Source organism: Bisbaumannia salifodinae, assembly GCF_055388505.1.
On the sequence record NZ_AP043781.1, the window covers coordinates 1,169,680 to 1,189,359 of the forward strand.

At 67.0% G+C, this 19,680-nt stretch carries 18 protein-coding genes; 8 read left to right on the forward strand and 10 right to left on the reverse strand.

Annotation, left to right across the window (positions count from 1 at the left end; translation table 11 throughout):
- Positions 1–13 precede the first annotated feature (13 nt).
- The 3 genes from ACZ5EF_RS05355 to ACZ5EF_RS05365 all read left to right on the forward strand — a co-directional run bounded on the left by ACZ5EF_RS05355 (position 14) and on the right by ACZ5EF_RS05365 (position 3,831).
- Entirely contained in the window at positions 14–403 is a 390-nt protein-coding gene (locus ACZ5EF_RS05355) for a RidA family protein (RefSeq protein WP_346062015.1), read from the forward strand.
- A gap of 104 nt (positions 404–507) precedes the next feature.
- Positions 508–2,967, forward strand: a complete 2,460-nt coding sequence (locus tag ACZ5EF_RS05360) for a YbeU/YbeR family protein (RefSeq protein ID WP_346062014.1) — start codon at positions 508–510, stop codon at positions 2,965–2,967.
- A 243-nt stretch (positions 2,968–3,210) separates the two neighbouring features.
- Complete coding sequence (locus tag ACZ5EF_RS05365; RefSeq protein WP_346062013.1) at positions 3,211–3,831, forward strand: C40 family peptidase; 621 nt, start codon at positions 3,211–3,213, stop codon at positions 3,829–3,831.
- 17 nt (positions 3,832–3,848) lie between these two features.
- Here ACZ5EF_RS05365 and ACZ5EF_RS05370 read toward each other — a convergent pair whose 3' ends face one another.
- Positions 3,849–4,739, reverse strand: a complete 891-nt coding sequence (locus ACZ5EF_RS05370) for a LysR family transcriptional regulator (protein ID WP_346062012.1) — start codon at positions 4,737–4,739, stop codon at positions 3,849–3,851.
- Positions 4,740–4,827: 88 nt separating this feature from the next.
- On the opposite strand from ACZ5EF_RS05370, the gene ACZ5EF_RS05375 reads away from it, so the two are divergent.
- Positions 4,828–6,096, forward strand: a complete 1,269-nt coding sequence (locus ACZ5EF_RS05375; RefSeq protein ID WP_346062011.1) for an MFS transporter — start codon at positions 4,828–4,830, stop codon at positions 6,094–6,096.
- Here the strand turns inward: ACZ5EF_RS05375 and msrA are convergent.
- Entirely contained in the window at positions 6,018–6,623 is a 606-nt protein-coding gene (gene msrA / locus ACZ5EF_RS05380; protein WP_346062010.1) for a peptide-methionine (S)-S-oxide reductase MsrA, read from the reverse strand. The two genes, ACZ5EF_RS05375 and msrA, sit on opposite strands and share 79 nt — an antisense overlap.
- Before the next feature lie 154 nt (positions 6,624–6,777).
- Between msrA and ACZ5EF_RS05385 the strand changes: the two genes are divergently transcribed.
- Positions 6,778–8,979 carry an FAD-dependent oxidoreductase gene (locus ACZ5EF_RS05385; RefSeq protein WP_346062009.1) on the forward strand — a complete coding sequence of 734 codons (2,202 nt, stop codon included), beginning with the start codon at positions 6,778–6,780 and terminating at the stop codon, positions 8,977–8,979.
- Between the two features lie 61 nt (positions 8,980–9,040).
- On the opposite strand, the gene ACZ5EF_RS05390 is transcribed toward ACZ5EF_RS05385, so the two are convergent.
- Complete coding sequence (locus tag ACZ5EF_RS05390; RefSeq protein ID WP_346062008.1) at positions 9,041–9,523, reverse strand: FKBP-type peptidyl-prolyl cis-trans isomerase; 483 nt, start codon at positions 9,521–9,523, stop codon at positions 9,041–9,043.
- A gap of 215 nt (positions 9,524–9,738) precedes the next feature.
- Here ACZ5EF_RS05390 and ACZ5EF_RS05395 point away from each other — a divergent pair, with 215 nt between their 5' ends.
- Positions 9,739–10,023, forward strand: coding sequence for a hypothetical protein (locus ACZ5EF_RS05395; protein WP_346062007.1), 285 nt, complete (start codon positions 9,739–9,741; stop codon positions 10,021–10,023).
- 110 nt (positions 10,024–10,133) lie between these two features.
- Here the strand turns inward: ACZ5EF_RS05395 and ACZ5EF_RS05400 are convergent, their stop codons facing one another.
- Positions 10,134–10,601, reverse strand: a complete 468-nt coding sequence (locus ACZ5EF_RS05400) for an outer membrane lipoprotein (protein WP_346062006.1) — start codon at positions 10,599–10,601, stop codon at positions 10,134–10,136.
- Positions 10,602–11,271: 670 nt separating this feature from the next.
- Between ACZ5EF_RS05400 and ACZ5EF_RS05405 the strand changes: the two genes are divergently transcribed.
- The gene (locus ACZ5EF_RS05405; protein WP_346062005.1) at positions 11,272–11,496 is read left to right on the forward strand and encodes a hypothetical protein; all 225 of its coding nucleotides are present in this window, start codon (positions 11,272–11,274) and stop codon (positions 11,494–11,496) included.
- 493 nt (positions 11,497–11,989) lie between these two features.
- On the opposite strand, the gene ACZ5EF_RS05410 is transcribed toward ACZ5EF_RS05405, so the two are convergent.
- The 6 genes from ACZ5EF_RS05410 to mnmA all read right to left on the reverse strand — a co-directional run bounded on the left by ACZ5EF_RS05410 (position 11,990) and on the right by mnmA (position 18,867).
- Positions 11,990–13,582 carry an isocitrate lyase gene (locus ACZ5EF_RS05410; RefSeq protein ID WP_346062004.1) on the reverse strand — a complete coding sequence of 531 codons (1,593 nt, stop codon included), beginning with the start codon at positions 13,580–13,582 and terminating at the stop codon, positions 11,990–11,992.
- 354 nt (positions 13,583–13,936) lie between these two features.
- Positions 13,937–14,368, reverse strand: coding sequence for a GNAT family N-acetyltransferase (locus ACZ5EF_RS05415; protein WP_346062003.1), 432 nt, complete (start codon positions 14,366–14,368; stop codon positions 13,937–13,939).
- On the reverse strand, positions 14,361–15,563 hold the full coding sequence (locus ACZ5EF_RS05420) for a cupin domain-containing protein (protein ID WP_346062002.1): 1,203 nt from the start codon (positions 15,561–15,563) through the stop codon (positions 14,361–14,363). The genes ACZ5EF_RS05415 and ACZ5EF_RS05420 overlap by 8 nt, the downstream gene beginning before the upstream one ends.
- Positions 15,564–15,710: 147 nt before the next feature.
- Positions 15,711–17,075, reverse strand: a complete 1,365-nt coding sequence (gene purB / locus ACZ5EF_RS05425; RefSeq protein ID WP_346062001.1) for an adenylosuccinate lyase — start codon at positions 17,073–17,075, stop codon at positions 15,711–15,713.
- A 26-nt stretch (positions 17,076–17,101) separates the two neighbouring features.
- Positions 17,102–17,740 (reverse strand): high frequency lysogenization protein HflD, encoded by a 639-nt coding sequence (hflD, locus tag ACZ5EF_RS05430; protein WP_346062000.1) that lies wholly within the window; start codon positions 17,738–17,740, stop codon positions 17,102–17,104.
- On the reverse strand, positions 17,737–18,867 hold the full coding sequence (mnmA, locus tag ACZ5EF_RS05435; protein ID WP_346061999.1) for a tRNA 2-thiouridine(34) synthase MnmA: 1,131 nt from the start codon (positions 18,865–18,867) through the stop codon (positions 17,737–17,739). The genes hflD and mnmA overlap by 4 nt, the downstream gene beginning before the upstream one ends.
- A gap of 132 nt (positions 18,868–18,999) precedes the next feature.
- Between mnmA and ACZ5EF_RS05440 the strand changes: the two genes are divergently transcribed.
- A complete protein-coding gene (locus tag ACZ5EF_RS05440) occupies positions 19,000–19,605 on the forward strand; it encodes a TetR/AcrR family transcriptional regulator (protein WP_346061998.1) in 606 nt (201 codons plus the stop codon).
- Positions 19,606–19,680: the final 75 nt, after the last annotated feature.

Sequence of the window (19,680 nt, forward strand, 5' to 3'; positions counted from 1 at the left end):
GAGACACCGACCGATGATTCATCCCGTACGCACCGACCTCTTCGCCTCCAAGGCGCCCCTGGAATGGGCCCTCGTCGGCAACGGCATCCTGTTCACCGCCCAGATCCCCATCGGCGCCGATGGCCAGGTGGTGGAGGGCGGCATCGAGGCCCAGACCCGCCAGACCCTGGACAACCTGATCCACACCCTGGAGAAGGCCGGCGCCGGTCCGGAGGCCCTGACCCAGGTGCTGATCTACGTCACCGCCCGGGAGGACCTGGCCACGGTCAACCGGGTCTACGCCGAGTACGTGAGCGAGCCTTACCCCAACCGGGCGGCCATCATCGTCTCCGGCTTCGCCCGCGAGGAGATGCTCGTCGAGATGGTGGCCTATGCCGCCGTGGAGGCGCCGCTGCCTGCCTGATGGCGAGGAGAAACTCACCGGATGACGCCCCGCCATCGGCGCCGCCGCCGCTTTCCGCTACACTAGGCGCCGATTGCGATTGCATATGAGTGTCGAGGTGAGCCTTGGTTGATCCCCTGAACGCCTGGTGGGCCCAGCAACTGGTGTTGTGCGGTTGGGCCTTCGAGCCCGATCCCACCGTCGTGGATGCCGCCATGGCGGCGAGTCGCCTCGCCGAGCTGGGCTGCGCCGATCGTGGCGAGCTGGGCTGGCGCCTGGTGGCCGCCCTGGTGCCCGGGCCGGAGAATGCCGCCGAACAGCTGGCCGCCCTGGAGCTGCTGGCGCTGGCCGCCGCCGCCGGCTGGCTGCCCGAGGCCCGGGCGCGGGCCTGGGTGCGTCGCCTGGCGGAAAGCATCAGCGCCCACTACGGGCGCCTCGACGACTGGCTGCAGGCGGTGATGCATGCGCGTAGCGCCGAGGGCTGGGTACGCGGCGATGATGGCCTTTTCGATGCCTGCGAGGCCCTGGCGGTGCTGGAGCACCAGGACGAGGGCATCACCTGGGAGCGGCTCGCCGAGACCCTGGCGCGGCGTTCGCCGTCGGCTTCGCTGTGGCCCGATGCCCCCGAGGAGTCGGTATGGCGGCTGCGGGCGGCCTTCTCACCGGTGGTGGCCCTGCCGCCGGCGGCGGGAATCGACTGGCCCGAGGCCCAGGCCTGGCTGCGCGAGGTGTGGCGGGTCGAGAACCGCGATGACCTGCTGCGCCTGTTGCTGTGGCTGAGTGCCCAGGGCGATCGCTACGGCTGGGACCTGGATGCCAGCAAACTGCTCGATCAGGCCCCCGAGGCGCGTCACCAATGGCTCGATGGCCTCGGCGAGGGGCGCCCCTATGGCCAGGTGCTGCTGGGCTTCCTGTCCCGTGGCGAGCCCCTGGAGTGGGCGGCCTGGGACTGGATGCGGCTGATCGATCTGGCCTATGCGGGCTGGAGCCTGGAGTGGCTCGGTGCCGAGGAGGCCCAGGCCTTCGCCACCCATGCCGCCGATCTGCTGCACCACCGCTACAGCGACTGGTTGGCCCTGGTCAGCGCCTACCAGCGGGGGCGCAGTCTCTACGAGGGGCGCGACGGCATGGCCGAGCTGGAGCGGGACTGGGGCCTGTTGCTGCACTCGCCGGGCAGCCCCTGGCGCTTCGATATGCACCAACTGGTCAGCGATGACCAGCAGCGGGCCGCCTCGGCGGCGCTGCGCGCCTGGCGCCGCGACCCGCGCCACTGGGTACTGAGCCTGGCGGGGGTGCGTGAGCCCGACCTGTTGTTCCGTCAGGGGCCCGACCTCTCCCTGGACGAGGCGCGCCGGGATGATGCCCGCCACTACCTGCGCGAGAGCCTGGGCCTCTATCCGGAGGATGGCGTGGCGGGCCTGGCCCGCTACTGGTTGCCCGCCCAGGCACACCACCTCAACCAGCTGGCGGCGGATGCCCAGCATCGGGCGCTGCCCGCCCTGGAGACCCCCTTCGGGCGTTCCGCCACGGAGGCGGTGACGCTGCGTGAACGGCTCAAGGGCTGCAGCCGGTATGCGGCCACCATCCATATGGCCGAGAAGTACGCCTTCTATCTGCAGATGGCCATGGACAGCGGCGACTTCGAGGCCGCGGGGCTGGCCGAGCTGGCGGAGGCGCTGCGCAGCGTGCTGTGCCGCTTCTACCCCACGCCGCGCCGCCTGCTGGAGGCCTGGGCCCAGTGGGAGCAGGCGCTGCCGGAGGGAGAGCAGCCGCCCATGCACCACGAGATTCGCTGGCACCTGGAGGATCCCGGTAGCCCCTTCCACTACCTGGACTGGCAGGCGTCGGATTGGCAGGAACCGGGGCCGCGTCCCGACCTGACCCGCTTTACCGCCCTCTCCCTGGTGGGGCCGCTGAATGCCGGGGCCTGGAGCGAGCCGCTGGCGGAGAGCCCCCGGGAGGTGGCGGCGATCCGTGAGTGGATCGATGGCCACTATGGCCTGCAGAGCGCCGAGGGGCTACGCGATTTCCTCGATTTCCTGCTCGCCTCCGGGGATCGCCAGGAGTACCAGATCAACTATGCCCCCTATACCCTGAACGCCAAGCGCCTGGAGGCGGAGATCGCTATCCTCGAGTCCGATGACTGCGGCGAGGAGGAGCGTAATCACCTGCTGCGCCTGCAGCGGGTGCGCGACAACGACGCCGGCTGCAACGAGGTGGACATGACCGCCTGGGATATCGCCCAGGCGGTGGACCTGGCCATCGCCGGGCGTCAACTGGGCTGGCTTGATGCCGAGGCCTTCGGCGCGGTGCTCGATCGTGCCCTGACCCTGGCCCAGGCCCACTACTCCGGCTGGGAGAGCTATGCCCGCGGGCTCTATGCCGGCTTCGCCTTCTTCATGGGCGAGACCGAGGAGCGGGAACAGTACCTGACCAGCTTCCGGGAGGCCCTGGTGGCCTGGCTCAGCGGGGCGCCGCCGCTGGCCGGCAGTTGGGCGAGCCTCGACTTCCCCGGGGCGCGGCCCCGCCACTGGGCGCCCATGCATATCGATACCCTGCCCGGGGATGCCCGGACCCTGCATTAGGTATCAACGCCTGCCACGACGACCGATCGACTCGGGCAATAGGCTTCCCAAGCCTCTGAAAGATCGACTATAGTCGTTAAGATTTTCTGGCGCCGCTCCCACCTGTCGGGGGGCGGCCTATCCGCAGAGACCGACAGGCCGCTATGGCAGCGGCGTCCCTGGGGCACCCCTGCCATAGCGACACCCGGCCCGCGTCGGGAGCGTGGGGAGCAAGGAGTGATTTCAAGGAGTGAAAGTGTCGCTATGAGTCGGCGTACCTGGCCCCGAGGGCTGCGAATGGCGGGGGCCGGCCTGTTGCTGGCGGTGCTGGCCGGCTGTGCCTCGGCCCCCCGGGAGCGATCCGGGAGCGAGGAGGTGGCCTATTTCGATCGTTCGCTGCCGTCGCTGGCCGATGGTGCCTTGATGTCACCGGCCGAGCGGGGAGCGTACCTCGGTTTCTCCAATCCGGCCCTGGCCCGGGTGCGCCAAGCCTTGCTGGATGCCCATGAGCGCTGGGTGGGCACGCCCTACCGGCTGGGCGGTAGCTCGCCGCGGGGCATCGACTGCTCGGCGCTGGTGCAGCGGGTCTTTCAGGACAACTTCCGCATCGAGCTGCCGCGCACCACCGATGCCCAGGTCCATGAAGGCACCCCGGTGGCCCGGGACGAGCTGCTGGTGGGCGACCTGGTCTTCTTCCGCCCCCCCGGCGCCTACAACCATGTGGGCATCTATGTGGGGGAGGGCTACTTCCTGCACGCCTCCACCTCCCAGGGGGTGATCCTCTCCGAACTGGACAACGTCTACTGGCGCCGCCACTACTGGCAGGCCCGGCGTCCCATGGAACCTGAGCAACTGGCCCAGCGTACCACCTGGTTCGATTCCTGAGCCCGGCGCCTATACCGCTATAACTGCTGCCGATGGGCCAGGGCATAGTCGACGAAGGCCTGCTCGGCCCGGGAGAGGCGGGCGCCGGCCTTCCAGGCCAGGGCCAGGTCGAGCCAGGCCGGTGGCGAGAAGGGCACCGCCGCCAGGGCCGGGTCGTCCACCACCCGACGCAGGAAGGTGGTGATGCCGAAGCCCTGACGCACGATCGCCTTGGTCAGCGGGATCAGGTTCGATTCGAAGTCCACCTTCGGTTCGCAGCGGTGCTGTCGAGCCAGCCCCTCCACGAACTCGCGATGAAAGTAGCCGGCCTGGAAGAGCACCAGCGGCTCGCCGAAGAAGGCCTCCGGGGTGACGGCGTCGCGGTGGGCGAAGGGGTGATCGCGCCCCACGCAGACCACCATCTCCTCCCGCAGCAGGGGCCGGCGCGTCAGGGCGGTATCGTCGCGGGCGTCGTCCATCACCACCCCCAGGTCCAGCTCGCCCTCCTGGATACGCCGCTGCAGGCTGCGCGTGCCGCCCTCCACCACCGTCATGCGAATGCCGGGATAGCGCGCCTTGAAGCCCATCAGCAGCGGCGGCAGGTAGTAGGAGCCGAGCATGGAGGGCAGCCCCAGGCGCAGCTCGCCCTTGACCAGGTCATGCAGCTCGCGCATGGCCAGCGCGGTCCCCTGGGCCTGGGCCAGCAGCTCCCGGGCCTGGCGGCACAGTACCTCGCCCTCGGGGGTCAGGCTGACGCGCCGTTCATGGCGATGCAGGAGCGTCAGGCCCAGGCGCCGCTCCAGGGTGGCGATACGCTGGCTGACCGCCGACTGGGCCATATGCAGGCGCCGCCCGGCGGCGCTGAAGCCACCGCACTCCGCCACCGCCAGGAAGACCTCCAGGCCGCGCAGGTCGAAGGGTAGGCTCATAAGCTGTTCCGATGGCTGTGATCTAAATAAACGGTTTCACTTATTCATTGTGCGACGGCGATCATGGGCTGCCAAGTCGGAGCCCGTCATGATTCCACTGCACAGCCGCGCCTGGTGGCGCGCCACCCTGGCCCTCTGCCTGGGTTCCATCATCGTCTTCGTCAATCTCTATGCGCCCCAGCCGCTGCTGCCGGCACTGCGCGAGCTGCATGGCGTCTCGACCCTGGCCGCGGGGCTGGTGATGTCCGCGGCGACCCTGGCGGTGGCCCTGGCGCTGCTCGGCTTCGGTCCGCTCTCCGACGCTCTGGGGCGGGGTGCCATCATGCGCCTGACGCTGCTGCTCGGCGCCCTGGCCACCCTGGGCCTGGCGCTGGTGCCTGGCTTCGAGGGACTGCTGCTGCTGCGGGTGCTCCAGGGCCTGGTGCTGGGTGGGTTGCCGGCGGTGGCCATCGCCTGGATGGGCGACGAGTTCGAGCCCCGGGCGCTGAGTGCGGCGGTGGGGCTCTATATCGGCGCCAATACCCTGGGGGGGATCGGTGGGCGGCTGCTGGGCGGTGCCGCGGGAGAGTGGTGGGGCGTGGAGGCCGCCTTCCTGCTGATCGGCGCTCTCAGCCTGGTCGGGGTGGCGCTGTTCTGGTGGCTATTGCCCCGCGCGCGGCATTTCCGGCCCGCTCCCCTGGCGCCCCGGGCCATCGCCGCCGGGTTGGCCGCCCAGCTACGCCATCCACCGCTGCTGGGGGCCTACCTGCTCGGCGGGCTCAGCTTCCTGGTCTTCATCAACCAGTACAGCTATCTGACGTTTCGCCTGAGCGAGGCGCCCCACGGGCTCACGTCGCGCTGGCTGGGGTTGCTGTTCCTGACCTACCTGGGCGGGACCCTGGGCGCCTCGCTATCGGGGCGAATAACGCAGCGCTTCGCCCAGCCCCGGGTGATGGCATTGGGCATCGGCCTGCTGATGCTGGGCAGCCTGGGGACCCTGAGCGATTCCCTGGCGGGGATTCTCGCCGCCCTGACCCTCAATGCCTTCGGCTTCTTCCTGGCCCATGCCACCGCCTCGGCCTGGGTGGGGCTGCATGCCCAGGGCGCGCGGGGCAGCGCCTCGGCGCTCTACCTGGTCTGCTATTACCTGGGGGCCAGCCTGGGCACCCTGTATCTGGAGCCCTTCTGGCGGCTCTGGCAGTGGCCCGGGGTGGTGGCGGCCTCGCTGGCCCTGCTGCTGGTGCCCCTGGGCATTGCCCTCGCCCTGGGGCGTTGGCAGTCAGCCGCTGCCCGGGCGGTTCAGGGTAGCGGCAGGCCGCCGGCCTCGTTGCCCCAGACCTCCGTCAGGCGGTCATCGCGACCACAGGCGGACTTGTAGAAGCGGTAGCGCAGCGGGTTCTTCTGGTAGTAATCCTGGTGATAGGTCTCGGCGGGGTAGAAGGCCTCGAAGTCGCTGATCTCGGTGGCGACCTCGCGACCGAAGCGCTCCTCCACGGCGGCCAGGCTGGCTTCGGCCAGGGCGCGCTGCTCGGCATCCATCGGGAAGAGGGCGCTGCGGTAGGAGTCGCCGGCATCGCAGAACTGGCGATCCACCGCGAAGGGGTCGATATTGCGCCAGAACACATGCAGCAGGTCCTGGTAGTCGACCACGTCGGGGTCATAGGTTACCTCCACCACTTCGGCATGGCCGGTGCCGCCGGCCACCACCCGCTGGTAGCTGGGGGCCTCCACCTGGCCGCCGCTGAAGCCGGATGTCGTCGACAGCACGCCTTCGACCTTGTCATAGGCCTCCTCGACGCACCAGAAGCAGCCCCCGGCGAAGACCGCCCGGGCCGGCTCCTGGGCCTGGGCGAAAGCGCCGAGGAGGAGCAGGGGAGTCAACAGGAGTGCAGAGAGGGGGCGCATGGGGAATCCTCGTCGCTGGGGGGTGTCTAGGAGACCCGTCGTGCCGCCAAGGGTTCCCCGCCACGGCTGTAAGGAAAGGCCGTGCCGGGTGACTCAAGGCACAAGTGCAGGCAAGCTTGCCTGGTCCCTCTTTCCCGTCTTGGAGACTCTCGTGATGCAGCGGCGTCGTCTTTTCCTGCTTACCCTGGTGGCCATCGCCGTGGCGACCTTCTTCCTCAGTGGTGCCCACGAGTTCCTGACCCTGGCGAACCTTCAGGCCGAGCAGGCCGATTTCCAGGCCTGGTTCGCCGAGGAGCCCTGGCGGGTGGGGGGCGGTTTCTTCGTCCTCTACGTGCTGATGGCGGCATTCTCGCTGCCCGGGGCGACGCTGATGACGCTGCTGAGCGGGGCGCTGTTCGGGCTCGGCTGGGGGCTGGTGATCGTCTCCTTCGCCAGCAGCCTGGGCGCGACCCTGGCCTTCCTGATCGCCCGGACCCTCGCCCAGGCGCCCCTGGAGCGGCGCTTCGCTGGGCAGCTGGAGCGCATCAATGCCGGTATTCGTCGCGAGGGGGCCTTCTACCTCTTTACCCTGCGCCTGATTCCGCTCTTTCCCTTCTTCGTCATCAACCTGGTGATGGGGCTGACCCGCCTGCCCGTGCGCACCTTCTACTGGGTCAGCCAACTGGGCATGCTGCCGGGCACCCTGGTCTATGTGAATGCCGGCCGTGAGCTGGGGCAGTTGGAGTCGCTCTCGGGCATCCTCTCGCCGAGCCTGATCGCCTCCTTCGTGCTGATCGGCCTCTTCCCCTGGCTGGCCCGGGGCCTGGTGGCCCTGATCAAGCGCCGCCGCCTGGCGGCCCGCTACGCCAAGCCGCAGGGTTTCGATTATGACATCGTGGTGATCGGCGCCGGCTCGGCGGGCCTGGTGGCCAGCTATATCGCCGCGGCGCTCAAGGCCCGGGTGGCCCTGGTGGAGCGGGACACGATGGGCGGCGACTGCCTCAACACCGGCTGCGTGCCCTCCAAGGCGCTGATTCGCGCCGCTCGCCTGGCCCAGGAGGTGCGCCAGGCGCCGCGCTTCGGCATTCACGCCGGCGAGCCGCGGGTCGATTTCCCGGCGGTGATGGCCCATGTGCATGACGCCATTCGCCAGGTGGCGCCCCACGATAGCCCCGAACGCTACCGGGGACTGGGCGTCGAGGTGATCGCGGGCGAGGCGCGGCTGACGACGCCCTGGGAGGTCAGCGTCGGCCAGCGCACCCTGACGACGCGGCATGTGATCATCGCCAGCGGGGCCCGGCCCCGGCTGCCGGCGCTACCGGGCCTGGAAACCATCGAACCGCTGACCTCCGAGAACCTCTGGCAACTCGAGTCGCTCCCCGAGCGCCTGGTGGTGCTGGGCGGCGGCCCCATCGGCTGTGAGCTGGGCCAGAGCTTCGCGCGCCTGGGCAGCCGCGTCAGCCTGGTGCAGCGCCGGTCCCAACTGCTGCCCCGGGAGGACGCCGATGTCGCCGAGGTGCTGGCCGGGCAGCTTCGCGAGGAGGGGGTGTCGCTCCACCTGGGCTGGCGGGCGGTGGCCATCGAGGCCGGTCCCAGCCACGGCGATGCGGGCCAGGTGCTGGTCATCGAGCGGGACGGCGACCAGGGCCCCGAGCGGCAGCGGCTGGTCTTCGATCGCCTGCTGGTGGCGGCGGGCCGCGAGGCGCGGGTCGACGGCCTGGGGCTGGAGGCACTGGGCATCGAGACCCGCCCCGATGGCACCCTGGCGGTGGACGAGACCCTGCGCAGCCTGCTGCCCAATGTATGGGCCTGCGGCGATGTGGCGGGGCCCTATCAGCTGACCCATGCCGGTGCCCACCAGGCCTGGCACGCCACGGTGAATGCCCTGTTCGGCGAGGTGAAGCGCTTCCGGGTCAGTTACCGCAGCCTGCCGGCGGTGACCTTCTGCGACCCGGAGGTGGCGCGGGTGGGGTTGAACGAGCGTCAGGCGCGACGCGAGGGCATCGACCATGAAGTGACTCGCTATGACTTCAGCGAGCTGGATCGCGCCATCGCCGATGGGCAGACCCGGGGCTTTATCAAGGTGCTGACGGTGCCGGGCAAGGACCGCATCCTCGGCGCCAGCATCGTCGGCCATGGGGCGGGGGAGCTGCTCGGCGAGTTTACCCTGGCCATGACCCAGGGCATCGGCCTCAACAAGCTGCTGGGGACCATCCATCCTTACCCCACCTTCTCCGAGGCGGCCAAGGCCAGCGCCGGGGTATGGAAGAATGCCCACAAGCCCGAGCGCCTGCTGGGCGGGTTGCGGCGCTACTTCGCCTGGCGGCGGCGTGGTCGTGGGGCGCCCATGCCACCCAGGCAGCCCTCCCGGGGCTGACGGGGCACGAAAAAGGGGCAGCCAATGGCTGCCCCTTCTCGATGCGTCTGGCGCGTCGCGCTTAGTGCTCGACGCCACCCTCGCCGTGCACATGGCCGTGCTCGGCTTCTTCGTCGCTGGCCTCACGCACGGAGGCGATCTCGACGTCGAAGTTCAGGGTCTGGCCGGCCAGCGGATGGTTGCCATCCACGGTCACGGTGTCGCCTTCCACCTGGGTCACGGTGACCATCAGCGGACCGCCCTGGGTCTGGGCCTGGAACTGCATCCCCGGCTGCACTTCCTCGACGCCCTGGAAGGCGTCGCGGGGCACTTCCTGCACCAGCGCCGGCTGGATTTCGCCATAGCCTTCGGCGGGGGCCACGGTAACCTGCAGCTTTTCACCGGCTTCGCGTCCCTCCAGCTCCTTCTCCAGCCCGGGGATGATGTTCCCGGCGCCGTGGAGATAGGTCAGCGGGTCGCGGCCTTCCGAGCTGTCCAGCACTTCACCCGCGTCGTTGGTCAGGGTGTAGTGGAACGCGACCACGGCATTTTGTGCGATTTGCATTGAGGAACCTTTCGATGAGTGCATGTCCTGACAATGGTAACGTGGCGAGTCGGGGGCTGTCAGGGGGATAGGGATTTTTTTCAGCTTCCCGGCCCATGGCATGACGTTGATTCAAGCCGCCCCGGGGCGGTTGCGTGGCCCGGATGGCGGGGCTACCCTAGCTTCACCACTTTTCCCCCTATCACACATCGACCGATGACTCGCGGAGAGCGACCATGACGCTGACCCTGATCTGGCTGATCAGCTTTGCCCTTATCCTGTTGCTGAGCCTCAAGCGCTGGGAGCATGGCCTCGGCCGCTTCTTCGAGCAGAAAATGCCCGAGGTGCTGCGCACCGGCACCGATGAGCGTTGGGTGTGGAGCCCGGCCCTGGCGGTGCTGGGGGCCACCTTTATCGTACGCCCCGTGGATATGCTACTGGTCCTGATCGTGATCGGCCTGGTGGTCTGGCTCGGCGGCAAGCTGGTGTGCTGGGCCATGAGCAAGGCCAAGCTGCACTAAGGTCGAAGCCCCGGGGCAGCTCTTATCCCGAGACGCCGCACCATGAAATACGCAAAAGCCCGCAGCCTTGGCTGCGGGCTTTTCGTTATGGTGTGGGCATGTGGCTTAGCTTAGTAGGGCGCCACGCTCATGCTGGCGCCGCTACCGATCAGGCGTACCCGCTGGCCTACCTGGAAGGCCTGGTCGGCCTTCTGGACCACCACGACGCTCTGGCCGTTGTCCTTGCGCACCTCGATCTCCCAGCCGGCGGTACGGTTGACGGAATCCTCGATGCGTGAGCCGGCCATGGCACCACCGATGGCGCCGGCGGCAGTGGCCAGTTGACGGCCGGAGCCGCCCCCCACCTGATGCCCCAGCATGCCGCCGATCACGCCGCCGCCCACGGTGCCGACCAGGTTGCCGCTGGGGCTATCGGCCTGGATCTGCACCTGGCGCAAGGCGGTGATGGTGCCGAAGGTGACGCTCTGGGCGGTCTGGGCCTGGTTGCCCCGGTAGACATTACCGCCATAGGGGGCGGTGTTGGCACAGCCGGCCAGGGTCAGGGCACCGATGGCAAGAATGGGAAGAAGACGTTTCATGGAAAACCTCCTGGGTTGTACTGCTGAGCCGCTCACTCTGGGTCGGAGCCCGTGGTGGCCCGCGGCGGGGCTATCAGGTTAGAAAACGCTGTTTGTTAATTCGAGTCTATCCAAGCTATGGAGTTTTGACCAGCGTCAGCCGGCCATGTGCCGACCATTCTAGCCCGAAATCGCCCTAGGAATGTGGAAGTCATCGGACATTGGTCGTAGGTGGGGTTGTACATTGTGCGCAGTTGGCGTCAAATCCCGGTCGCCTTTCAGGCCTTGCCGCACTAACAGAATGACCTCTTCCTCTCTATTCTCTTCCTCTCCCGTAAGTAAATTACCTTCCACCTCACTGGTTGGTGTCGATGTAGTCCGGCTACAACCGGCGCTGCGGCCAATGGCGCATTGAGGGATTTCTTGCACTGCACCATAGTGAAATCACGGTTCAGGGCAGGGGATTGTTACCCCGATTCACTGGCCTGATCCCAGCTACGACCGAGGCGCCTTTTTCCTTTGATCCGGGCGCCAGAGGCGAAGGTCTTTCAACGCTTGTGACCCATCGCAGTTGCAGTACCGGGCGCTTACCCGGCCCGGCAAAAGTAGCTAAGGCACCCGATCGCCATCGAAGATGGCTGCCCAAGGCGGACCTCCCTGGGCAGTGATGACCTTACATGAGGAATGACATATGAACTGCACCGAACTGAGCCAACAAGCCGACCTTATCGCCAGCAGCTTCAGCAAGAAGGACCTGGCCAGGCTGGTGATTGCCCTGAAGGGTAAACATGATTCTTTGCAGGATGCCCTGGAGGTGATCGATACCATCGATACTCGTATGGGCTACACCCTCGATGAGGCGTGGGAAGAAGTTCATGCCGGAGAGGCCCGCGCGGCCGCCGTCGACGAGGAATAGCCCCCTCGCTGCCCCGCCCCCACCACCCTTGCCATCCGGCGAGGGTGGTTTTTTGTGCCTGTTCACCCGGGCACTCCCTATCCGTCGGTCATTGTATCCTCTCCTTCCTTGGCCGCTAAGGTTATCCTTGGCTCTTCTTTGACGCCTGAAGCAAGACGTCGTCGACTGTGCGTTGAGGTCTTATGCACGACTCCATCAAACCCGCTTCTCGCTTATTGGTTGAAGTCAGGGACTGGAGGGAAGTGACACCATGGTGCGCGATGCCTCGATAAGGAGGGGCCCGGGCAGAAGAGAAGAGTCTGGTGAGATGGCGTCGGTATCGCGTCGATATAATGTCGGGGGTCGGGAAGGACCATGTTATCGACACCATTAATAGCGAAGCCAGTAGGTTAATAAGGAGGCAAGGAAGAGGGAGTTTAGGGGGAGGGGGAAAAGAGATAAAAAAGGGGAGGCGATCGCCTCCCCAAAATCCAGTTTCACCGTAGTGCCATGATCAGAACTGATTCATGGTGTTGTCCTTGCCACCGGCCTTGAGGGCTGCATCGCCGTGGAAGAACTCCTTGTGGTCGTCGCCGATATTCGAGCCGGCCATGTCCTGATGCTTGACCGTGGCGATGCCCTCGCGGATCTCGCGGCGCTGGACGCCCGCCACATAGGCCAGCATGCCCTCGTCGCCGAAGTAGCCCTTGGCCAGGTTGTCGGTGGACAGGGCCGCGGTGTGGTAGGTGGGCAGGGTGATCAGGTGGTGGAAGATCCCCGCCTCCCGCGCCGCATCGCGCTGGAAGTTCTGGGTCCACTCGTCGGCCAGGCGGCCCAGTTCGGTGGCGTCGTACTCGGCGCTCATCAGGTTGGCGCGGTCGTAGGCGCTGACGTCCTTGCCTTCGGCCTCCCAGGCATCGAACACCTGCTGACGGAAGTTGAGGGTCCAGTTGAAGGAGGGTGAGTTGTTGTAGACCAGCTTGGCGTCCGGGCAGACCTCGCGGATGCGGTTCACCATGCCGGCGATCTGGCCGACGTGGGGCTTCTCGGTCTCGATCCACAGCAGGTCGGCGCCGTTCTGCAGGCTAGTGATGCAGTCCAGTACCACCCGGTCCTCGCCGGTGCCCGGCTTGAACTGGTAGAGCCCGGAGGCCAGGCGCTTGACCTTGACCAGCTTGCCGTTCTGCTTGATGACCACGTCGCCGTTGTCGATATCGGCGGCGCTCTCGATCTCGTCGCCGTCCAGGAAGGCGTTGTACTGGTCGCCCAGGTCGCCGGGCTCCTTGGTCACGGCGATCTTCTGGGTCAGGCCGGCGCCCAGGGAGTCGGTGCGGGCGACGATGACGCCATCGTCCACGCCCAGTTCCAGGAAGGCGTAGCGCACGGCATTGATCTTGGCCAGGAAGTCCTCGTGGGGCACGGTGACCTTGCCGTCCTGGTGGCCGCACTGCTTCTCGTCGGAGACCTGGTTCTCGATCTGGATGCAGCAGGCGCCTGCTTCGATCATCTTCTTGGCCAGCAGGTAGGTGGCCTCGGCGTTGCCGAAACCGGCGTCGATATCGGCGATGATCGGCACCACATGGGTCTCGTGATTGTCGATCTGGGCCTCGAGCTCGGCCACCTTGGCGGCATTGCCGGCAGCCTTGGCCTCTTCCAGGGCGCGGAACAGGTGGTTGAGCTCCCAGGTGTCGGCCTGGCGCAGGAAGGTGTAGAGCTCGTCGATCAGCCCCGCCACGCTGGTCTTCTCGTGCATGGACTGATCGGGCAGGGGTCCGAACTCGGAGCGCAGGGCGGCGACCATCCAGCCGGAGAGGTAGAGGTAGCGGCGCTTGGTGGTGCCGAAGTGCTTCTTGATGGAGATCAGCTTCTGCTGACCGATGAAGCCGTGCCAGCAGCCCAGGGACTGGGTGTACTGGGAGGTGTCGGCGTCATAGGCGGCCATGTCCTCACGCATGATCTGGGCGGTGTACTTGGCGATGTCCAGGCCGGTCTTGAAACGGTTCTGGGCACGCAGGCGGGCGGCATTCTCGGGGCTGATGCTCGCCCAGCCGCTACCCATGGCTTCGCGCAGTTGGGTCAGTGCCTTGATATTGTCTTGGTATGACATGGGGCCTTCCTTCCTCAGTGGTATCGAGCCTTCGCTGGGAACCCACAGGTGTTGAGTTATGCTGCACCTGCGAAGTGCTTTCAGGATCGACCAGCGCCGGGGGTTTGTCTCTGCTGCCTTGGTCGAAGGTTGTGCCGGTTTAAAACGAATGTTTAATAGCTGACTACAGGATCATTATCAAACGAACGTTTTCTTCCTGGCTTGATAAGCACTATGGCCCATGGATGCTGGGCTCAACAATGGACACTTAGGGGAAGAAGGGGTTGTAGTATGACTACAAGAGGGCCGGGGATGGCCCTCGATATGTAGTGACTTTCCGTTTGGATGGGGAAGGCGTGGAAGTTCGATCCGCGCTCAGTCCACCAGGGAGAGGCGCATATTGCGATGCGGAATACCGGCGTCGAGGAAGTCGTCGCCGTAGGCTTCGAAGCCCAGTTGCTCGTAGAAGGGCAGGGCATGCAGCTGAGCGGAGAGCTCCACGCTGGGGTGGCCCTGGGTGCGGGCGGCTTCCACCGCCGCGGCCACCAGGCGCTGGCCGACCCCTTGGCCGCGGGCCTCGGCGAGCACCGCCACCCGGCCGATATGGGCGTCCGGCAGCAGGCGGGCGGCGCCCACCGCCACCTCGTCTCGATAGGCCACGAAGTGCAGGCTGATGGCGTCGCGGCCGTCCCACTCCTCCTCCTCGGGCACCTTCTGTTCCACCACGAAGACCTGGTGGCGGATGGGCCCGGCGGTGTCGCCGAGCTCCTCCCAGTCGCCCTGGTGAATGGTGATGGCATCACTCATGGTCGTTCTCCTCGTCATCGAGCGCCGCCTCGTCCAGGGGCCAGGCGAGGCTGCCGCGATTGAGCAGCTCGACCAGCAGGGCGGCGGCGCCGGGGTAGGTCAGGGTCCGGGCATCCAGCGGGGCCTGGGAGGCCAGGGTGCGGGCCAGGTCGGCGTCGCAGGCCAGGCCGTCGCCGTCCACGAAGAGGGTGGTCCGGCCGTCGGCTTCCCGGCGCCAGGCGAAGCGCGAGCCCAGGCTGCGCTCCAGCCAGGCGCCGTCCTGTAGCTCGGCGACAAGGTCGTCGGCGGCGAGCGGCGTCTCCTGGGGCACCAGTTGATCCACATACTTGGGCTGGGTCATCACCCGGCCGAACCACTGGGCGAGCTGCTCGGGGGCGTCCAGGGTCTCGAGAATCAGCCGGCGTATGCGCTCGAGTGCCGCGTCGTCGAGCTCGCCGGGGTCGACGGGCGGGGCCATGCCGGCATCGCCGTAGCGCAGAGAGGCGGGTAGTTGTTCGCCCAGGTAGTCGGCGAAGGAGGTTACCGCCTCGTCGGCGGAGAGCGCCCGGAAGCCCACCGAGAGGGTCATGCAGTCCGCGGACTGGCTGACCCCATGATGGGCCCAGCCCGGTGGGACATAGAGCATATCGCCCGGCTCGAGAAGCCAGTCCTCTCCCGGCGTGACGTCGAAGCGCTCGAGGATGCGCAGGTCGATGCCATCGAGGATGGGGGCGTCGTCGGGCACTCGCCCGCCCAACTGCCAGCGGCGCTGGCCGCTGCCCTGGAGCAGGAAGACATCGTACTGGTCGACATGGGGGCCGACGCTGCCACCCGGGGGGGCGTAGCTGATCATGATGTCGTCCAGGCGCCAGCGCGGCAGGAAGGCGAAGGACTCGAGGAGCTCGGCCACCTGAGGGACATAGTGATCCACCGCCTGGACCAGCAGGGTCCAGTCCCGCTCGGGGAGCCTGGCGAAGGTGGGCTCATCGAAGGGGCCGTGGCTGACCTGCCAGGGGCCCTGGGGGCCTCGTTCTTCCACCAGGCGTGCCTCTACCCCGGCCTCGCAGGCCAGGCCGGCCAGCTCGTCCGGCTCCAGGGGGCACTGGAAATCGGGGAAGGCGCCGCGAATCAGCAGCGGTTTCTGCTGCCAGTAGTCGCGCAGGAAGTCGGCGGCGCTAAGGCCGCCGAGCATGGGCAGTGGCGTATCGGTCGACATAAGGATCCTGGGACTCGAATGGGATGGATGAGCAACCGGGCCATGGCGTGAAGCTGGAAGCCGCCCCTGGCTCCCGTGGCCGGAGGCGGCAGGCTGGCTTCCAGCTTCCAGCTTCCAGCTTCCAGCTTCCAGCTTCCAGCTTCCAGCTTAGAGCTTACGCGCTTGCTCGACGGCATTGCCGATATAGCCGGCGGGAGTCAGGGCCTTGAGTTCGGCCTTGACCGCGTCGGGCAGCGCCAGGGTATCGATAAAGGCGGCGAAGCCGGCCTGATCGATGCGCTTGCCGCGGGTCAGCTCCTTGAGTTTCTCGTAGGGCTTTTCGATGCCGTAGCGGCGCATCACCGTCTGGATCGGCTCGGCGAGCACCTCCCAGCTGGCATCCAGGTCTTCCGCCAGGCGCGCCGGGTTGGCTTCCAGCTTGCCGATGCCCTTGAGGGTCGCCTGGTAGGCGATCAGGCCATAGGCCAGGCCCATGCCCAGGTTGCGCAGCACCGTGGAGTCGGTGAGGTCACGCTGCCAGCGGGAGATCGGCAGCTTCTGGGCCAGGTGGCCGAGCACCGCATTGGCCAGCCCCAGGTTGCCTTCGGAGTTCTCGAAGTCGATGGGGTTGACCTTGTGGGGCATGGTGGAGGAGCCGATCTCGCCGGCCACGGTGCGCTGCTTGAAGTAGCCCAGGGAGATATAGCCCCAGACGTCCCGGTCGAAGTCGATCAGGATGGTATTGAAGCGGCACACCGCGTCGAACAGCTCGGCGATATAGTCGTGGGGCTCGATCTGGGTGGTGTAGGGGTTGAAGGTCAGCTCCAGCCCTTCCACGAAGGCCTTGGCGTGGGCCTCCCAGTCGATCTCCGGGTAGGTGGCCAGGTGGGCGTTGTAGTTGCCCACGGCGCCGTTGATCTTGCCCAGCAGTTCGACGCTTTCGATCTGCGTGAGCTGGCGACGCAGGCGGTAGGCGACGTTGGCCATCTCCTTGCCCAGGGTGGTGGGGCTGGCGGTCTGGCCATGGGTGCGCGACAGCATCGGCTGGTCGGCGTGGGCCTCGGCCAGGCGCGCCACCTCGTCGGCGACCCGGCGCATCACCGGCAGCAGCTCGGCCAGGCCGCCCTTGAGCATCAGGGCGTGGGAGAGGTTGTTGATGTCCTCGCTGGTGCAGGCGAAGTGCACGAACTCGGTGATGGCGTGCAGCTCCGGCTGGCCCTCGATCTTCTCCTTGATGAAGTACTCCACCGCCTTGACGTCGTGATTGGTGGTGCGCTCGATCTCCTTGATGCGCTCGGCGTCCTGTACCGAGAAGTCGCGCACCAGGGCCTCCAGGAAGGCCACCGCCTCGGCGGAAAGCGGCGGCACCTCGGTGATCTGGGAGTGGCCGGCCAGGGCCTGCAGCCAGCGAATCTCGACGGTGACCCGGGCCCGGATCAGGCCGAACTCGCTGAAGTGTTCACGAAGGGCCGCGGCCTTGTCGGCATAGCGGCCATCGACGGGGGAGAGGGCGGTAAGGGCAGAGAGTTGCATGGGTTCGATCCGTACTGGGTGAAGGGTCAATTCAGGGCGTCGAGGGCGCGTTGCATGGCCTTGCGCTGGAAGATCAGCTTCCAGCGCCGCCCGCCCTGTTGGTGCCAGAGCAGGGCGAAGCGAATCCCGGTGAGCAGGGCGGCGCGCACCCGCTCCGGCATGCCGCGGCTCTGCAGCAGCCCCGGGTCGCCCTGCACCACGATGCGGTACTTGAAGTTCGACAGGGTCTGCTGATAGAGCTCGCCGAGGCTGGCCACCACGTTCTCGTGCTGCTCGCCGAAGTGTTCGGCCTGGCCCTGGATGCGCGGCAGTTCCTGGCCGAGGGTGGCCATCATCCGGTCGTTCTTGCGCAGCTTGTTCATCAGCAGCAGCAGCGAGAAGCCATAGCGCAGTACCACCGGGTTCTGCTGGCGGCGCCCGAGCACCGCCTCCAGCACCTCGAGGCCCTGACGCAGGTGGTTGGGATGGCCGCCGTAGATCGCCTCGAAGCTCTCCGGGTCGGTATCCAGGGTGGCGTGGAGCAGGGTGTTCCAGGCGCGCTCGTCGGCCTGGCCGGTGCGGGCCAGCTCGTCCACCACCCGGGCGGCCTGGAAGACCCCCGCCAGGGCCAGGGCCTGGCGGGTGGTGGCATCATCGGCGGAGCGATGGATGGGCGTCGGGCTCATGAGGCGGCCTCCGCCCGGTTCCAGGTCGCGCGGATCACCCCGCCGCCGAGGCAGATCTCGCCATCATAGAGCACCAGGGACTGGCCCGGGGTCACCGCTCGCTGGGGGGCATCGAAGTGCACCTCGACGCCGCCGTCGTCTCGAGCATGCATCACGCAGGGCACGTCGGACTGGCGATAGCGGGTCTTGGCGGTGAGCCGCGCCTCGGCCGCCGGGGGCTTGCCGGCCACCCAGTCCATGGCCTCGGTGGCCAGGCTGTCGCTATAGAGCAGCGGGTGGTGCTTGCCCTGGACGGCGACCAGGACGTTGCGTTCCAGGTCCTTGGCGGCCACGTACCAGGGCGCCTCGGAGTGGTTGGGCAGGCCGCCGATGCCGAGTCCCTGACGCTGGCCCAGGGTGTAGTACATCAGCCCCAGGTGCTCGCCGATGACCTCTCCTTCGGGGGTCTCGATGCGTCCCGGCTGGGCCGGCAGGTACTGCTGCAGGAAGTCGCGGAAGCGCCGCTCGCCGATAAAGCAGATGCCGGTGGAGTCCTTCTTGCGGGCGGTCACCAGGTCGTGGCGCTCGGCAATGGCGCGCACCTCGGGCTTCTCCAGCTCGCCCACCGGGAAGAGGGTGCGGGCGATGGCGGCCTCCGGCACGGCGTGCAAAAAATAGCTCTGGTCCTTGTTGGGGTCCAGCCCCTTGAGCAGCCGCGGCCGGGTCTCGCCGTCGAGGCGGCCGAGCGCCTCGCCCTGGCGCACATAGTGGCCGGTGGCGATCTTCTCGGCGCCGAGCATCTCGGCATAGTCCAGGAACACCTTGAACTTGATTTCCCGGTTACACAGGATGTCCGGGTTCGGCGTGCGTCCGGCCCGGTACTCGGCCAGGAAGTGCTCGAAGACATTGTCCCAGTACTCGGCGGCGAAGTTGGCGGTATGCAGCTTGATGCCGAGCTTCTCGCACACGGCCTGGGCATCCGCCAGGTCCTCCTTGGCGGTGCAGTACTCGGTGCCGTCGTCCTCGTCCCAGTTCTTCATGAACAGGCCTTCGACCTGGTAGCCCTGCTCGAGGAGCCGCAGGGCGGACACGGATGAATCGACACCGCCGGACATGCCGACGATGACCTTGCCAGGGGTGGCAGTCATGGGCGCTCTCGGGTTGAATGGGTCGCAAATCAAATGGTCGGGGATTATACCGCATGTTGCGGTCGGGCTCATCCGCGGGTGATGTCCGCGCAAATAATTGACCGGCCGGCCAGTTAGGGCTATCTTCGCCGCATGAACCAGAAAATCCAGACCCGTGACCCCGAACTGACCCGGGCCCGCATTCTCGATGCGGCCGAGGCCCTGTTCGTCGAGCAGGGCTTCTCTGCCGTCAAGCTCAGCGAGTTGGCGCGTGCAGCCGAAGTCACCAAGAGCCTCATTCATCACCACTTCGGCAGCAAGGAGCGGCTGTGGGAGGCGGTCAAGAATCGTGCCTTCGAGCGCTACTTCACGGCCCAGATGGCGTTGTTCGAGGAGGCCGGGGAACCGGATGCGCTGCTCTTGCGACACTCCGTGGAAGCCTATTTTCATTTTCTGCGCGACAACCCCGGCGTGGTGCGGCTGTTCGCCTGGACCCATCTGGAGGGGGACAGTCACTGCGGCGAGCTCGATCATCAACTGGTGGGGGCGGGGGCCGAGTGGATTCGCCAGACCCAGCAGCGTGGCCTGCTGCGTCAGGATATCAACCCGACCCACGTGATCGCGGTCTTCGTGATGACCTGCACCCAGTGGTTCGAGGCCAAGTGTCATCACGAGAGCTGGCCGGGCATGGGGTCCGACGAGGCTTTCCTGGAAGATTTCCTGAAGATCTTTATGGAAGGCGTAACGCCCCGGGACTAGGCGTTTTTTTGCGGCGGTAACTGACCGGTCGGCCAGTTTATTGGCGGGCCAATCAACACCGATCGAGGGAGGGTG

Bases quoted from the DNA above. Each gene is read 5' to 3' on its own strand.
- ACZ5EF_RS05370 (WP_346062012.1), bottom strand. From the start codon at position 4,739: ATGAGCCTACCCTTCGACCTGCGCGGCCTGGAGGTCTTCCTGGCGGTG.
- ACZ5EF_RS05410 (WP_346062004.1), bottom strand. From the start codon at position 13,582: ATGTCATACCAAGACAATATCAAGGCACTGACCCAACTGCGCGAAGCC.
- purB (WP_346062001.1), bottom strand. From the start codon at position 17,075: ATGCAACTCTCTGCCCTTACCGCCCTCTCCCCCGTCGATGGCCGCTAT.
- ACZ5EF_RS05400 (WP_346062006.1), bottom strand. From the start codon at position 10,601: ATGAAACGTCTTCTTCCCATTCTTGCCATCGGTGCCCTGACCCTGGCC.
- ACZ5EF_RS05375 (WP_346062011.1), top strand. From the start codon at position 4,828: ATGATTCCACTGCACAGCCGCGCCTGGTGGCGCGCCACCCTGGCCCTC.
- ACZ5EF_RS05405 (WP_346062005.1), top strand. From the start codon at position 11,272: ATGAACTGCACCGAACTGAGCCAACAAGCCGACCTTATCGCCAGCAGC.
- ACZ5EF_RS05415 (WP_346062003.1), bottom strand. From the start codon at position 14,368: ATGAGTGATGCCATCACCATTCACCAGGGCGACTGGGAGGAGCTCGGC.
- ACZ5EF_RS05355 (WP_346062015.1), top strand. From the start codon at position 14: ATGATTCATCCCGTACGCACCGACCTCTTCGCCTCCAAGGCGCCCCTG.
- hflD (WP_346062000.1), bottom strand. From the start codon at position 17,740: ATGAGCCCGACGCCCATCCATCGCTCCGCCGATGATGCCACCACCCGC.
- ACZ5EF_RS05365 (WP_346062013.1), top strand. From the start codon at position 3,211: ATGAGTCGGCGTACCTGGCCCCGAGGGCTGCGAATGGCGGGGGCCGGC.
- ACZ5EF_RS05390 (WP_346062008.1), bottom strand. From the start codon at position 9,523: ATGCAAATCGCACAAAATGCCGTGGTCGCGTTCCACTACACCCTGACC.
- ACZ5EF_RS05395 (WP_346062007.1), top strand. From the start codon at position 9,739: ATGACGCTGACCCTGATCTGGCTGATCAGCTTTGCCCTTATCCTGTTG.
- ACZ5EF_RS05440 (WP_346061998.1), top strand. From the start codon at position 19,000: ATGAACCAGAAAATCCAGACCCGTGACCCCGAACTGACCCGGGCCCGC.
- ACZ5EF_RS05420 (WP_346062002.1), bottom strand. From the start codon at position 15,563: ATGTCGACCGATACGCCACTGCCCATGCTCGGCGGCCTTAGCGCCGCC.
- mnmA (WP_346061999.1), bottom strand. From the start codon at position 18,867: ATGACTGCCACCCCTGGCAAGGTCATCGTCGGCATGTCCGGCGGTGTC.
- ACZ5EF_RS05385 (WP_346062009.1), top strand. From the start codon at position 6,778: ATGCAGCGGCGTCGTCTTTTCCTGCTTACCCTGGTGGCCATCGCCGTG.
- msrA (WP_346062010.1), bottom strand. From the start codon at position 6,623: ATGCGCCCCCTCTCTGCACTCCTGTTGACTCCCCTGCTCCTCCTCGGC.